Origin of the sequence: Amylolactobacillus amylophilus DSM 20533 = JCM 1125, assembly GCF_001936335.1 — a bacterium.
GTDB lineage: Bacteria > Bacillota > Bacilli > Lactobacillales > Lactobacillaceae > Amylolactobacillus > Amylolactobacillus amylophilus.
This window is the reverse complement of record NZ_CP018888.1, coordinates 596,135-610,595: the sequence shown is the minus strand read 5'-3', so window position 1 is coordinate 610,595 and position 14,461 is coordinate 596,135. Positions and strand designations below refer to the sequence as shown.

General features: G+C 44.3%; 14 protein-coding genes and 1 pseudogene. 7 read left to right on the top strand and 8 right to left on the bottom strand.

Going from position 1 to position 14,461, the window contains the following annotated elements; translation table 11 throughout:
* The first annotated feature begins 103 nt into the window (after positions 1-103).
* Positions 104-703: a recombinase family protein gene (locus LA20533_RS03305; protein WP_056945904.1), complete on the top strand. Its 600-nt coding sequence runs from the start codon at positions 104-106 to the stop codon at positions 701-703.
* A 645-nt stretch (positions 704-1,348) separates the two neighbouring features.
* On the opposite strand, the gene LA20533_RS03300 is transcribed toward LA20533_RS03305, so the two are convergent.
* The gene (locus tag LA20533_RS03300) at positions 1,349-4,570 is read right to left on the bottom strand and encodes a TIM-barrel domain-containing protein (RefSeq protein WP_056945905.1); all 3,222 of its coding nucleotides are present in this window, start codon (positions 4,568-4,570) and stop codon (positions 1,349-1,351) included.
* A gap of 175 nt (positions 4,571-4,745) precedes the next feature.
* On the opposite strand from LA20533_RS03300, the gene LA20533_RS03295 reads away from it, so the two are divergent.
* From LA20533_RS03295 to LA20533_RS03275, 5 genes and pseudogenes are all read left to right on the top strand, one after another.
* Positions 4,746-5,486: a GntR family transcriptional regulator gene (locus tag LA20533_RS03295; RefSeq protein WP_236693773.1), complete on the top strand. Its 741-nt coding sequence runs from the start codon at positions 4,746-4,748 to the stop codon at positions 5,484-5,486.
* A gap of 111 nt (positions 5,487-5,597) precedes the next feature.
* Positions 5,598-6,352: pseudogene (locus LA20533_RS03290) on the top strand (AgaS family sugar isomerase); the annotation flags it as partial.
* Positions 6,353-6,412: 60 nt separating this feature from the next.
* The gene (gene nagA / locus LA20533_RS03285; protein WP_056945907.1) at positions 6,413-7,567 is read left to right on the top strand and encodes an N-acetylglucosamine-6-phosphate deacetylase; all 1,155 of its coding nucleotides are present in this window, start codon (positions 6,413-6,415) and stop codon (positions 7,565-7,567) included.
* A 163-nt stretch (positions 7,568-7,730) separates the two neighbouring features.
* Positions 7,731-7,997 (top strand): AbrB/MazE/SpoVT family DNA-binding domain-containing protein, encoded by a 267-nt coding sequence (locus LA20533_RS03280; protein ID WP_054746291.1) that lies wholly within the window; start codon positions 7,731-7,733, stop codon positions 7,995-7,997.
* Positions 7,991-8,341 (top strand): type II toxin-antitoxin system PemK/MazF family toxin, encoded by a 351-nt coding sequence (locus LA20533_RS03275; protein WP_054746292.1) that lies wholly within the window; start codon positions 7,991-7,993, stop codon positions 8,339-8,341. Before LA20533_RS03280 ends, LA20533_RS03275 begins: the two co-directional genes overlap by 7 nt.
* 84 nt (positions 8,342-8,425) lie before the next feature.
* Here the strand turns inward: LA20533_RS03275 and LA20533_RS03270 are convergent, their stop codons facing one another.
* The 7 genes from LA20533_RS03270 to LA20533_RS03240 all read right to left on the bottom strand — a co-directional run bounded on the left by LA20533_RS03270 (position 8,426) and on the right by LA20533_RS03240 (position 13,608).
* Positions 8,426-8,734: a PTS sugar transporter subunit IIB gene (locus tag LA20533_RS03270; RefSeq protein ID WP_054746293.1), complete on the bottom strand. Its 309-nt coding sequence runs from the start codon at positions 8,732-8,734 to the stop codon at positions 8,426-8,428.
* A gap of 399 nt (positions 8,735-9,133) precedes the next feature.
* Entirely contained in the window at positions 9,134-9,541 is a 408-nt protein-coding gene (locus LA20533_RS03265; RefSeq protein ID WP_054746294.1) for a PTS sugar transporter subunit IIA, read from the bottom strand.
* Positions 9,542-9,564: 23 nt separating this feature from the next.
* Complete coding sequence (locus LA20533_RS03260) at positions 9,565-10,377, bottom strand: PTS system mannose/fructose/sorbose family transporter subunit IID (protein ID WP_054746295.1); 813 nt, start codon at positions 10,375-10,377, stop codon at positions 9,565-9,567.
* Entirely contained in the window at positions 10,364-11,239 is an 876-nt protein-coding gene (locus LA20533_RS03255; RefSeq protein ID WP_054746296.1) for a PTS mannose/fructose/sorbose/N-acetylgalactosamine transporter subunit IIC, read from the bottom strand. Before LA20533_RS03255 ends, LA20533_RS03260 begins: the two co-directional genes overlap by 14 nt.
* 19 nt (positions 11,240-11,258) lie before the next feature.
* Entirely contained in the window at positions 11,259-11,735 is a 477-nt protein-coding gene (locus LA20533_RS03250) for a PTS sugar transporter subunit IIB (protein ID WP_056945908.1), read from the bottom strand.
* A gap of 316 nt (positions 11,736-12,051) precedes the next feature.
* Entirely contained in the window at positions 12,052-12,771 is a 720-nt protein-coding gene (locus LA20533_RS03245; RefSeq protein WP_056945909.1) for a GntR family transcriptional regulator, read from the bottom strand.
* 48 nt (positions 12,772-12,819) lie between these two features.
* A complete protein-coding gene (locus LA20533_RS03240; RefSeq protein WP_054746297.1) occupies positions 12,820-13,608 on the bottom strand; it encodes a tyrosine-protein phosphatase in 789 nt (262 codons plus the stop codon).
* Positions 13,609-13,788: 180 nt separating this feature from the next.
* On the opposite strand from LA20533_RS03240, the gene LA20533_RS03235 reads away from it, so the two are divergent.
* Complete coding sequence (locus LA20533_RS03235; RefSeq protein ID WP_054746311.1) at positions 13,789-14,262, top strand: universal stress protein; 474 nt, start codon at positions 13,789-13,791, stop codon at positions 14,260-14,262.
* Positions 14,263-14,461 lie beyond the last annotated feature (199 nt).

Genomic DNA, 14,461 nt, shown 5'->3' with positions numbered 1-14,461 from the left:
CTTGATTTCAAGATTACACTATAAAAGTAGCGGTTTTTAGCTGCTTTTTTATTTTTGATTTTAATGTATAATCAGGGTTGTACAAACGGCAAGGGGATTAAAAATGCAAATTGGGTATGCAAGAGTTAGTTCGACTGATCAAAACCTAGATCGACAATTGAAACAATTTGAAGGTTTAGGAATAAAGAAGATTTTTGCAGAGAAGATATCAGGTAAAGATCGTAGCAGACCTAAGTTACGTGAAATGTTGCAGTATATTCACGATGATGACGAAGTTGTTGTTACTAGTCTAGATAGACTTGGGAGAAATTCCCAGGATTTAACTACTATAATTGAAGAAATTAGATCAAAAGGTGCCGTAATTAATATCCTTGATCTTCCAACCTTTGATGGTGTTCAGGATAAGAACTTAAAAGCGCTACTTTCAAACTTAGTCATGGAAATATATAAATATACAGCTGAAGAAGAGCGAAAAAAAATAAAATCACGGCAACGTGAGGGAATTGACCTATCCAAGGCTAGGGGAGTCTATCAAGGTAGTAACACACTTTATTCTGCAACAAGTAAAAATCCAAAGTATCGAGTATTATATGAAAAAGTAGTTAGCTTATTGAAAAAAAATACTCCAATTGTCGAAATATATCGACAAACTGGAGTTTCCAGAATGACTATCTATAAAATTAAAAGAGAGATGAATGTTTGAAAGGCATTGTTTGACATTTTCAAGGTTTGATACGCTATAATTTACTTGCGACAAAGTAAGAAAATCTAGTAATAAGACACAATAGCCACTTTCCATGCCGGGAAAGTGGCTATTTTTTTTCGCCTATATGCGACGGGTTAGGCGTGTGGGTTAGTGGCAACTTGCTGGTTACCGCCGGTCATCTAACCAGTGATCGACCAGTACGACTACCAGTCCCACAAAAAATAGAAGAGATCAATCATATGGACTGCGACCGACAAGAGTTGTTGTCAGTCCAGCTTGAATGTTTGTTTTAAAAGTGTTTTGGCGTACTATTTTTGTGTATAAATCTGTGCTATGTCTAGTTATAGGCAGAGTCCTCCAATAATTCAAATTAAAATCTGTTGGTGAGAAATCATATTAAACTTAATTTGTGTAATTTCAGGGAGGACAATCGGATGAGCTTCACCGAAATATTATTGGATTAATTTGTACATAATACGATTATGCTATTTGAACTATGATAATGCAATGATAAAATTAATGAAAACTAAAAATACTTTTTTGTCGCCTTGTGGAACTAACAGAACAAAAATATAGCCACTTCCCAAACTCGGGAGGTGGCTATATTAGTCATCTAGAATAATTCTTTTATCTAATCTGATTTTATAAGTGGTAGAAGAAGAGCTCACGACCTGCCGCTAAATCACCCTTCGACTTCAACACACGTAACTTAATTGCCTTGGTCCTTGTTCCATTTAGTGGCACAACCTTAGCCTTTTCGTCATCACTGAATGTGATTGGGGCACCGAAAGTGGACCAGTTCTGGCCATCTGTACTAAAGCTGAGTGCAATCTCTTCCAGTTCACCAAGCTGCGTTACCGTTCTTGGTACATATTCTAAGTGATCTAGTTGATATTGTTGGTCAAACTCGAATGTGAGCTCGGTAAATTGGCCATTATCTGGGTCTGCTAGCGCCGTCTCTGGATCGGTTGACCACTCGGTTGTTAGGTTCTGATCGACCAAGTATTTAATCTCTCGTTCTGGTTGATCGAAGACATTGCTAGATGCCTTGATACCCTTAATTACGTTGGTTAGCGGATCGGCACTCGTCTTCCCCTTGATTTGTTCCGACCATTCTGAGACCTTGTTCAATCGCTTGCTGCGAATCTTGAAGCTGTACACCGTGTCGAAATCTAGTTCCGTTACGGTAAAGTCACTACCTTTAATGTTCACGTGGCGTTGACCGTTAACTAAAATTTCGAATGAATCGATTTGCTCAGGTTGTTGCCAGACTAAGTGCAGTGATGTTGGTCCCGTTTGTGCTAAGTCAACCGCAAAGTTGCGCGGAACACGCATGGCCGAATCGATAATCTGGGCGGAGCTTGTCTTCGCACCGTAGGTGAGATTCTTGACGTCTACCGACAGGGCGTATTTCGTGATATCGAGTGGTGGTAGCTTGATTTGTAGCGCGTGTTGTTGCTTAACTTTGCTGCTGAAAAGGTCGAAGTATTCAGATGGACTAAACTCAGCACAGTACATGTAGCCCATCTCTGCCTGGTCAAATGAAAGGCGGTTGTCTACCTCCGGTAAATCAATCTCTTGTCCGTTTAATGTGACAGTTACTTCACCTGGATGTCTGTCACAGAGGATATTCAACAGCGTACTTTGTTCCTTGGCGAAACCATCATAACTACCAGTGGTTTTGTGGATGTCGATGGTCAGCTCTGTGCCAACGAGTGTGCTTTCTAGCTCGGTTTTAGCTACTGCACCTTCCAGATAATCCGTTGACTTGCCGTCGTCATCGATTAACGTGAAAGTGCTTCGACCAGCAGGGTAGAAGTTGAAAATCCTGTTAGTACGGTCAATTTCGTTTGGATTATTATTGGCGCGCGTAAGCGGAACAATGGCGCCGGCCTTGACGAATAACGGAGTGTGCCAGTGGGCATACACGAGGTTATCCACCGTAGTTCCGCCCATGTACTTCTCGCCTGTGAAGAAATCAACCCACATCTGGTGTGCATCTGGGAGGTAGACATTGTGCCGGAGTGAGTTGCCGGCATTGTTCTGTTCAGCCGTATAGATGGGTGCGACCAGGAAGTTTGGCCCCCACATGTACTGGTACTGGACTAGTTTGGTGTAGTTAATCTTCTCGTGAGGGAATTCGAGGAACATCGCGCGAATCATTGGTTTGCCCGTCAGTGCTTCATGGGCCAGTGAATAGGTGTATGGTAGCATCTGTGATTTCAGCTTGAGGTACGCACGATTGATCTGCGTCGCTTTTTTGCCAAAAGTGAAAGGATTCTTGCTGTTGGTTCCCCAACCATCCATGTTGAGTTGGATAGGGGTGAAGGTCTTCCACTGGTAGTCGCGCACATTGACCTCGGGATTACCGCCGCCATAGATACCATCCATGTCTGAGCCAACGTTTGGCTGACCCGAGAGACTTGTACCGATGTATGTCGGAATCTGGAAGCGGATGTATTCCCACTCGCCACCGATCTGGTCACCGGTCCAAACGGCGCCATAACGCTGCGTGCCAGCCCAGCCATCAACCGTGAGGCTAAAAGGCCGAGTCTGGCCGGCTGTAGCTGTAGTGAAAGCCACCGTGGCATCCTGCAATGCGTTCAGTCCGAAGGAGTAACCGGCACCGACCCAGGCAACATCGGTTTTTAAGGCCGCCAAATTGGCTTGCTTAATCTCGGCGTTAAGATCCCGTTCCCCTTTTTGGGGATTAGCGGGGTCAACTGGATGGAGGTTGCTTTGGGCCCACAACCCGAGTGCTACCCCGTGTTTATTCGCGTAATTTGCGAAAGCCTCCAGGTTATTGAGGTCACCCTTGAACGTGTCGGTCTGGCCATAACCTGCACCATAGCCATCGTTTGGAATGAACCAGCCTAATGGAATGTCATGCTTTTGGTACCTGTCGATGACGGCACGGGCGGAGAACTGATAATTATCGTGCTCGCCGTTGAGTGATTCCTTAATGCCCTTATCGGCAGCCACCTTCTGAGGGAGGTACTCCTCGTATGTTGCGCCATCCTCGAATTCGATGGCGTTCTTCGAATCGGATTGCACCCAGATGTCGCGGTTGTAGGCATTCAAGTGGGCCTCATAGAAGCCAAACTTCGGCAACAAGATGGGTTGACCGGTTAGTTCGTAATAGTGCTTGAGAATCTCGGCGGGGGAATCACCCAGGAGATAGATGTTATCAAAGGTAGGATCTTTATGTGTGATACCCGTCTGGTTCTTCCTATTTGTACCGAAATCGTATAAGCCGGGACGCCAAGTATTGCGCAGTAAACCAAAGCCGCTATTGGACCAGAAGAAGGGGTTCGGTGAGGAGACGCCGCCGTCTGTCCAGACATTCGTGTTAGCCACCTTAATCTTGTGGCCCTTGTGGCTGAAATGCCCGTTCTGCGTGCCACCACCAAAGTAGAATTCGTTCGTATCCTGATGCAACACTTCCGTACTGGTTGTCTGGGTGAGACTGACGGGCAGCACCTGGCGCAGAATAAAGCGACTTTTGGCTTCATCATAGAGGGCCATGACGGCTGGATCCTTCTTGTAGATTAACGTGTAGCGGCCAAAACGAATCCGATAATTCTCGGCAGTATCCAACAGCTCACTCGCTTTGAAGACCTCGGCTGGACCTTCTACTGGCAGCACTGTCATCCTTGCCGTGTGCGCAGGTTCGTCAGGGATGGGATAGTCCTGTAATTCGCCTGTGGTAATCTGTACGCGGAGAATTTGTTCTGAAAGCCACGAAATTCGCAGTTTCTCTCCGGAGAGGAATTCGCCGTCGTAGCTTGTGTCAGACTTTTTCAATCGAATTAATTTCTGAATTGTATTTAATGGTTGTTTGGAGTTGCTTGATAGATTTTCCATAGTAGTTCCATTATAGCTTAAAAGCGGTGTCCTACGCGGTTAAATCTCTAAATCTTCAGTAAATATTAGAGTTATCCGTTATTTATAATTTTGTGGCGCGAAAACGGTTGACTTTAGAGTGGGAACTTCATATACTAACAGAGGTGGTACCAACCAGTTGAAAAGTGAAGTGATAATGATGAATAAACCGCTGTATCAACTTGTAATGCTCGATTTGCAAACTAAGATTAGGGAACAATTTGAGAGTAATGCGAAGCTGCCGTCGGAGCGTACTTTGATGGATCAATATGAGGTTAGTAGAAATACGATTCGCTTAGCACTTGATGACTTAGAGCAGCGTGGACTTATCTACCGCCTTCATGGGAAGGGAACTTTCGTCTCGCCCCGCTTAGTCAACCAGACCGATCTGGGTTCCATGTACAGTTTCACCCAAGAAATGAGGGATGCTGGTCGTAATCCAATCACCTTTAACCTTGCACTAGAGTTAATCCGCCCGGAACAACCGGTGCGTGAGCAACTCAATCTGACTGATGGTGCGGAGGCTTACTGTTTGACGAGATTACGGATGGCGGATAATGAACCCCTCATTTTTGAGGAAACATACCTCCCGATTGAGCATTTCCCTGACCTAACGATGCAGATGATTTCGGGTACGCCGCTCTACGTGGTGATGAAAGAATCTTTTCACGAGACCGTTGTGATGGCCTTTGAGGACATTGAAGCTGGAGCAGTTACCACAAGGGAAGCGCAGGCGCTGGAGATTGCAGAGCATGATCCGTGTCTGACCATTTACCGCCGTTCCATTAACGACCATAATGTACCAATCGAGTTTACTAAGTCCGTCGCACGGGGCGATCACTTTGTTTACCGCACAAAACAGAGTAATCGTCGGGTGTTGACTGGCGAGAATAAATAGACGTGAGGGACATATATGTTTAGTAAATCTGATGCAGAATTAACTAAGATGGGCGCTGTGATTACGACCCGTGAGATTCAGCAACAACCTGAGTTGTGGCACGAAACTTGGTCCATCTACCAAGTGTCAATCACGTGCGCCCCAGACGGCCACTTAGCGCAAAAGGCGGAGAACGAAGTAAATAATCTGTTGTTGTTGATGCCTGCGCGCGTTCAAACGACAAGGGCTTTGCTATGACGGGTAGCTTCTCCTGCATGAGCCTCATGTCGTTGCTCGTCTTTGACACAGCTGGTGATAGCTCAAAGAAAGAGTACGTCGATACTATTGCACGGCTCGGCGAGAGCGTAATCAAGAGAGAGGACACGATCGCTCAACTGCTTGATGTAGATTTCAACCGTATCGCTTACTTAGGCTCGGGTACCCTTGGTGGCTTGACCCAAGAGGCCGCGCTGAAAATTCTGGAGCTGACGGCTGGGCAGGTTGCAACAATCTTTGATACGTCGATGGGCTTCAGGCATGGTCCTAAGTCATTCTTGGATGGCAAAACAGTGGTCTTCGACTTCGTCAGCAACGAGCAATATACACGCCAATATGACGTGGATATTATGGAGGAGATCAAGGCTGATGAGATTGTGCCCGTAGTGGTCTCGGTGGGGATGCCACAGGCCAATAATTTCAGTGGCACACAGTTTAATTTTGACGTGGCGGACCTCCCAGACGGGTACTTGGCGCTAGCAGACGTCATGGTCGCCCAGACGGTGTCGCTACTGACATCCATTAAGGTTAGCAACACGCCAGATACCCCATCGGCGAGTGGCACAGTGAACCGGGTGGTTAAGGGTGTCACAATTCATCCATTTAACTAGTTTAGTGTAGTAATATTAAGTGCAAGTAATAATTTTTAGATTCCTGAGGAGGAAGTAATAGTGAGTTACTATATTCATGCAGATAAGTTCTTTTTAAAAAACATTACGGAAATCGGTGGCTACCTTGAAGTGACTGACGATGGTAAGTTTGGTGTTTACTACCATGAGGACAACAAGCCGGCAGGCAAGATTGTGGAGCAGCCGGGCAAGTGGATTGCCCCTGGTTACGTTGATACACATATTCACGGACTTTTGGGCCATGATGTGATGGATTTGGACTGGGAAGGAATCGAAGCAATGTCTGAAGGCTTGTTGAAGGCTGGTGTGACGTCATGGTTACCAACAACTTTGACGGCAAGCTTCGATGACTTAAATGAGGTCTGCAAGATTATTGGTGCACACTATACCGAGGCCAAGGGTGCTAAGATTCGCGGAATCCACTTTGAGGGACCATTCTACACAGAGAAGCACAAGGGTGCCCAGAATCCGAAGTACTTCAGCAATCCTGATATCGTTAAATACGAGAAATGGCAGGAATCTGCTCACGGAATGCTGAAGAAGATTTCAATTGCTGCAGAACGTGAAGGTGCTGCTGAATTTACTAGAAAGGCCGTTGCAGACGGTGCAGTAGTTGCCTTGGGTCATTCGGATGCAACTTATGAACAGGCCCGTGCATGTATCGAAGCCGGTGCAAGCATGTTCACACACACATTCAACGGAATGAGCCCAATGAGCCACCACGCCCCTGGGATGGCAGGCGCCGCAATGGCTACTCGTCTGATGGATGATGAGTTGATTACTGATGGGCACCACGTCCAAGAACCAGTAGTGCGTGCGCTTGTGAACGCCAAGGGTCCGGAACATATTGCATTGATCACCGATTGCATGAAGGCCGGTATGATGCCAGATGGAGATTATACCCTCGGTGAATTCCCCGTTTATGTCAAAGACGGGATGGCAAGACTTAAGGATGGCGATAACTTGGCTGGTTCAATCCTGCAGATGAAGGATGGTGTCAAGAATATTGTTGATTGGAATGTTGTTACACCTGAGGATGCTGTGATGATGGCATCTTATGTTCCGGCTAAGAGCGCGAAGATTGACGACGTTTGTGGTTATATTGCACCGGATAAAGATGCAGACTTCATCGTCTTAAACCCAGACATGACCGTTGCTGCAACCTATATTGATGGTGACAAGAAGTACGAAGCTTAATTAGAGTAACTTAGTTTAAACGTTAAACAGCAATCACTGTATTGAAGTGATTGCTGTTTTTGTCTGATATATTTAAATAAAAAGTTTGGCTAACTGGCTAAAGCCGGGATAATTATGTATAACTAGTTTTGCGGATAGAACTAAACTTATGCAGGAGGATACCATGGAAAGACTAGTAATCAGAAAGTGGGGTAATAGTCGTGGGTTACGTCTACCCAAGAATCTTAGCAACTTCTTGCATGTAGATGTGGGTGATGAGGTAAGTGTCTCACCTAGAGAAGTGCTGGGCCGAAGGCAATTGATTGTGGAACCCGCAAATTCGGTCGAAGAATTTACAATCGAAGAGCTTTTTGCTGACTATCGTGTGGACCGAAATGAGCATGTTACATTGCGGGATTTGGGGCAGCCACAAGGTAATGAAGAATGGTAAAAGTACCAAAACAAGGGGATATTTTACTGTTAGATACGGCACCACGTTTTGGACACAAGCAGGTTGGACGACGTCCTTACTTAGTTCTTAGCCACGACTTGATTGCACAGACTAGCAATGTAGTAATTGTTGCACCAATTACTACAACGAGACGATCCTATCCACTCTATCTTGACTTGTCCAGTCTTGGCACTGATGAGCTGCAAACAAGAGGAAAAATCATTCTGGATCAACTGACCACCATCGACTATGAGGTGCGTGAGACGCAGTACTTGGAATCACTGCCGCGTGGTGCTTTACGAATGGTGATTGCTAAAGCTAGAACAATTTTCCAATTGGTTTAGTTACTGAAATATTTTTCAATTCATCGTAAATAAAAGCCCGATTCTCAGTTGAATCGGGCTTTTTCATTTACTTAGGAAAGCGGCTTACTTTGTTGCTTTATATAACTTTTCTATCTGGTCAATAACAGGTTCTGTCATGGCATCGAAGCCGTATAATACAGCGCCTGCATCAACCACAGGTACTTTTGGTGCAAAGTTGAGCTTTGTGTTGGCCACCGTTAAATAGCCAGCGTAGTTGCTGAGCAAATCAGGTGTAATCTCTGATGTTTTAAATGCATCAACAGTCACCGCAAATCCGCGCTTGGCCATTGCTGTCTCAACTGCATCCTTGATTTGGTGGGATGCATTCTCACCAGCGCCGCAGGCTGCAGCAAATTTAATTTCCTTACTCATTGAAAATTCCCCCGAATTTTAATCATCTAACGAACTAGTTCTTTTCAACATAAATTTTATTATTATGCTTAACCAATTTAAACCTATTGGAAGCGGTTGTCAATATAACTGAGAGTGCGATTCCTGGCGGGTTACACCTGAGCAACAACTAGATTACCAGAAAGTCACTGGGTGACTTGAATGGTGATAAGTTGTGCGGAGGGTGTTGCAAGGAAGAGCACGTTTAAAAAGAATGCATTACTTTGCGGGTAACGCCCGAACAGCAAAGAAGTTGCCAGAAAGTCGAATAGATTTGAATGGTAACAAGTTGCGTGCAGGGTGTTGCATTCATGAAGGTTACCACAATAAAAGAGCCATCCAGCTTTGCTGAATGACCCCTCTAGCTTGACTAATAAACTATTACTCGTCTTCGTCATCATCGTCAGCTTGAGCAGCCAGCAGATCATTGATCTTGACGATACTATCCTTAGTTGTTGCGATGTAGTCAGGTTCGTTACCAACTAATGTACTGTTAACGAATTCGATTACCATTGGAAGATTCATGCCAGCGTACAATTGAATGTCACGACCGAGCATGATCTGTTTCGAGATTGTATTGGCAGGTGTTCCACCAAGTAAGTCTGAGAAGACCACGTAGTCATCAAAATCTTGTACTAAGTCATCAAACTTCTTGAGGAAATCTTCCTGACCCTCGGCTGGTAGGAGAGGAACAGCGTGAATATGTTCTTGTGGACCCATAATCATCTCCGCACTCTTCTTTAATTCAACACATAAGTTTCCGTGACTAATCAATACTAATTCTGTCATTTTAATTTCTGTCCTTTAATTAATTACATTTTTGAAACGATACCGGCTGCGGAAAGGGCAACGACAACAATTAACACAATAAAGATTGCCTTAGTAGATGTCATGCCTTTCTTACCTAATAGCCAGTATACGCCACCAACAACTAATGCTGGTAGCAGACGAGGCAAGATCATATCCAAGTTGTTCTGGATATCCATTGTTACACCGCCGATTTTTGGTACGATAGCGAATTTAATGTTAACCATCGTTGCTACAAGTGCACCAACCATGAAGACACCCATGATGGTTGCAGCATCAGTCAAAGCATTCAGCTTATCCTGCATGGTAGTAACCAGGTTGACACCTTCCTTATAGGCAAACTTCAATTGGACCCAACGGAAGACCATTACGGCAATTTGAGCTGCAATCCAGATGAAGATACCGGTAGGATTTCCTTGAGCAGCCATTGATGCTGCTAAGGCACCGAAGATAGTTGGAACGAGTGAGCCGAAGATTGAGTCACCGATGGCAGCAAATGGTCCCATCAGACCAACTTTCAAACCTGAGACTGTTTCCTTACCCTCAATTCCTTGGCTCTCTTCGACTGCCAAGTCAATCCCGGTGATAATCGTATTGAAGAAGTTTGAAGTGTTGAAGAATTGTGTATGAATCTTCATCATTTCACTTAATTCAGGTGTGTCATCACTGTAAATCTTCCGCAATTGTGGCAGGATGTGGTACAGGTAACCTGATCCTTGCATCCGTTCGTAGTTCCAACCTAGTTGGAAGCCGAACAAACTTCTCATGTTAACTTGACGGAAGTCTTTATCAGTTAATTTGTAGTTAGATTTCGTCATCTTCAATTTCCCCCTCATCATTGTCATTTGAGCCGTTTGCACGTGGTGCGTTACCAATCTTCTGACCTGTCTGATAAGAAACTGCGGCGAAACCAAAACCGATTAGGGCAATTGCAAGCATTGGTAAACCATTAATAACACCGGTGAATCCCTTAATCTGACCAGTAGCCATTTGGATGTAGCCAAAGATGGTCGTGAATAACGTGGTGAATGTGAAACCGAGAATTAAGTAAGCAAAGTGTTTCTTAACTGGTAAGTAGCGTAACAGAATGGCGAAACCAACGGCTGGCAATACGGCACCAGCAACGGTTAAACCATCACCCAACCATTTGAGTGGTCCATTCAGGTAATTAACGATTTGTTTAACTAAGCCGGAGCCAAAGGCTAGGGCCAAGCCAACAGGAATCATTCTTGAGAATGACCATGGGATAATACCCATTAAGAAGTTTCTTTCAATTCCCTTGTAGTCATTTGCTTTAACTTTGGCATCGATTCTGTGTGCAAAGTATGTGTTAGCAAAACGACCGAGAACATCCAAACTAACCATCAATGCGGCAACCGGTACGGCCACCGTTGCGATTGCTTGTTGTGGATCCATCTTTAGACCAACAGCGAGCGCTGTAGCTAGGACAGTACCTGAGTTGGCATCGATCTTTGATGCACCACCGAAGGTACCAACACCCAGAACCATCAATTGCATTGAACCACCGATGATTAATCCGTTCTTGACGTCGCCCATGATGATGCCAGCAACGAAGCCGGCAGCAACAGGAGCAGAAAGTGATGAATAGATTTGCAATTCATCAATAATTTGATAGCCTGCGTATAACGTAAGTAAAAGTATCTGCCACCATAAAATCATTTATAGTTCCCCCTATTTATTATTTAAGCATCTTCATTAAGTCGTTGGTGTTGTCACTTGGAACCATTTGTGCAGTTAATTTAATCCCCTTAGCGTTTAAAGCTTCGAATGCTTTGACATCGTCATCGGTCACATTAATTGAATGTGAAATGGAACGAGTCTCATCAGATTGAGACATATTCCCGACGTTGATAGTGTCAAACGGTACGCCGTCTTCTGCCATATCTAGGAAGGTTTGTGGGCGCCGTGCAACGATGAATAAACGTTGTGAGTCGTATTTCCCCGCCAAAATGTTGTTTACAGCCTTTTCGACTGGTAAGACACTCAACTTGACACCCGCTGGTGTAGAAAGTTTAAGACCACTTTTTTCGATATCGTTGTTTACGATATCATTGTCAACAACCATAATTCTTGAAATGTTCAACTTGGTTGTCCATAAGTTTGCCACTTGACCGTGGACTAAACGGCCATCGACACGAACTGCGATAATACTCATATCTATTTCCTCCCAATGAAATAATAGTATGAAACCCGAATTTCGAGCTGACTGATTCACGAATACCGCGGATTCACTTATTATAGTAATATGTTTTTCGGAAATTGAAACCGCTTTTATGATATATTTTTACCCGTAAAAAACTCAATTCATCAAAATTTAGCAAAGAAAAAGCCCTGACAAACCGCCATTTGGCTCGTTTGATGGGCTTTGAAGCACTTGATATATTGAATAAATATTTTTTTGGAACTTTTCTCTTATGGTCGGAGGAAAATTAGCTCTTTGGACCAGACCAATTGATATTTTTGGTATATACCTATGCGTCGATTGTAGAATATTTGATCTTGAAGAAGCCCCATTTCTTGTAGGCAATCACGTATTCCGCGACGGCATTGTCCTCGCCTGAGAGGAAGGTCTTCTTCGTCTGCTTGACGACGGGTTGGTTGTTGTCGACGTGCAAGAGGTTCGTTACCTCGGGTAAGGAGGGAGCCACAATTTCGTCCACCTCGGTAAAAGGCTCATCGAAGAGGTGGATGCCGAAGTCTTCAACCAGTCTCTTGTAGATTGAGGTGAAGCGTTCCTTGTCGTTCAGGTCACCCCGCACGAAGCGGGCGGGGATATACGAGTAGTGGAGCATGAACGGAATGTCCGCAACCTCCCTCAATCTGATGAACTCGTAGTAGCTGTCATGTGGCGTGAGTCCCATTTCTTCCAGAATCTCGGAATTGTTCCCCTTAACGATCGAGAGGACCTTGACGTTGTCGTGGTCGTACGAGCCGGTGAAGACCTCGATGTCGGTTAGACGCACGGGTCTTTGCTTCCTGGAACGTGAGACAAATGTGCCTTTTCCCTGATAGCGGACCAGATAGCCCTCTTTGACCAGCTCTTTAATGGACCTGATGACGGTGATCGAGCTGACCTGATACTTCTTCTCTAATTCCGACTCGCTGTAGAAGAGGTCGCCATATTCGAATTTGCCATTCAGTATTTGTTGTTTTAAGTCGTTTTTTATTCTAAGGTACTTTGGAATTACCATGTGTATCGCTCCATTAGTATATTTGGGTGAAAAAATACCCTGACTTATTTATGCCAGGTAGATGTTTCGTAATTGACTAATATTATCGTGGTCCATCCAGAAAATATTCTTAGTATATTCGTTCAAACCACCATAATTATTGTTGATGATGTTCATGGCGTGATTGAGATAGCGTTCATCAACACGCATCAGTGCCTGCACTGCTTGGACGGTATTTTCGTTGCCACCACGATCGCGAACTAATTTAGTCAGGCGATCGTAGTTTTCCTTGGTGGTCACGTTGCTCATGAGATAGTCTTGCTTAATGGTAGAAAAGTCCACGCCGAGAGCATTCAGTAAGAAGACTGCTCCCATGCCCGTACGGTCTTTACCGGCGGTGCAGTGGAATAGCAGGGTCTCTTTTTCCTCTGTATTCTCTAAGAGAAACTGGAAGAAGGTCCGGTAGGCGTGTTGCGCATCACTACTAGTCACAATATCTTCATACGAAAGCATCATATTGTTGAAGCCGAAATTTGGGTCGCTATCGGTCTCCTCCAACAATTCATCAATACTCTTCGAATTATCGGTCAAGTCACTGGAGAAGACGGGATTATAGAGGTATTGCACGCCTTCTGGCACGCGATCGGGTTCCTTCTCCACCTCCTCCTTTGAACGAAAGTCGATATCGTATTTCAGCTGATAGTTCTTAAGGAGGCCAATATCAACGTCATCAAGCTCTGCCAAATGACCGCTACGCAGTATTTTATGCATCTTAATGGTCTTACCATTAGATGTTTGGTAGCCACCAAGCTCACGAAAGTTACGACCGGACTTGATACCGATTAATTTGTTTTCCATTGTCCCGCTCCTATACCTAGCTAATTATTGGCTATTAATAGCCATCACTATATATACTAACTTATCTTATACTATATTATCCACCTCTTGTTGATACTTGTGTAAAATATTTTTAGCTGTGGATTAAGCGGTGCAACTATTAACTATGCTAAAATGAAGTTACGAATGGAGATGATGGATATGACAACAGATTATCAGAATATTTTAGTACCCGTCGATGGCTCTGAAACTGCAGAGAGAGCCTTTGATAAAGCAATCAAAATCGCGATGGCTAATAAAACACACGTTGACGTATTGAACATTATTGATACGCGCCAGTTTATGGGTGACATGCAGGACTCACTCATTGGCGGCGACACGATTTATCAAATGACGCAGGATGCTGAAGCCTACCTGCAGAACCTGGTTGGCTTTGCCCAGGAGAAGTTCGGTTTTGCACAAGTTGATTATCACGTACGTTATGGTAGTCCTAAGCGGGTAATATCTGTAGATTTCATCAAAGATCACCACAATGATTTGATTATCATGGGTGCGACTGGACTAAATGCGGTTGAGAGGGTTCTGATGGGCTCGGTCACCGAATACGTGAACCAGCACGCTCTGAGCGATGTCTTGATTGTGAGAACCGACCTTGATAACAATAAGGTTAAATAGTAATCTTTTAACGATAACACGGCTTTTTTAACCGCTAATTTTCACAAAAGTAATCGCTGCCGTTTTTGAGAGAACGATGAAAAGATACTTAAGTAAAGAAGCTACCAAACCCCCAAGTTTGGTAGCTTCTTTTATCGCTGTAGTGATGTTTAACTGCTAATGTTCGTCTCTGGGATTATTAGAATGGAAATATTACTAC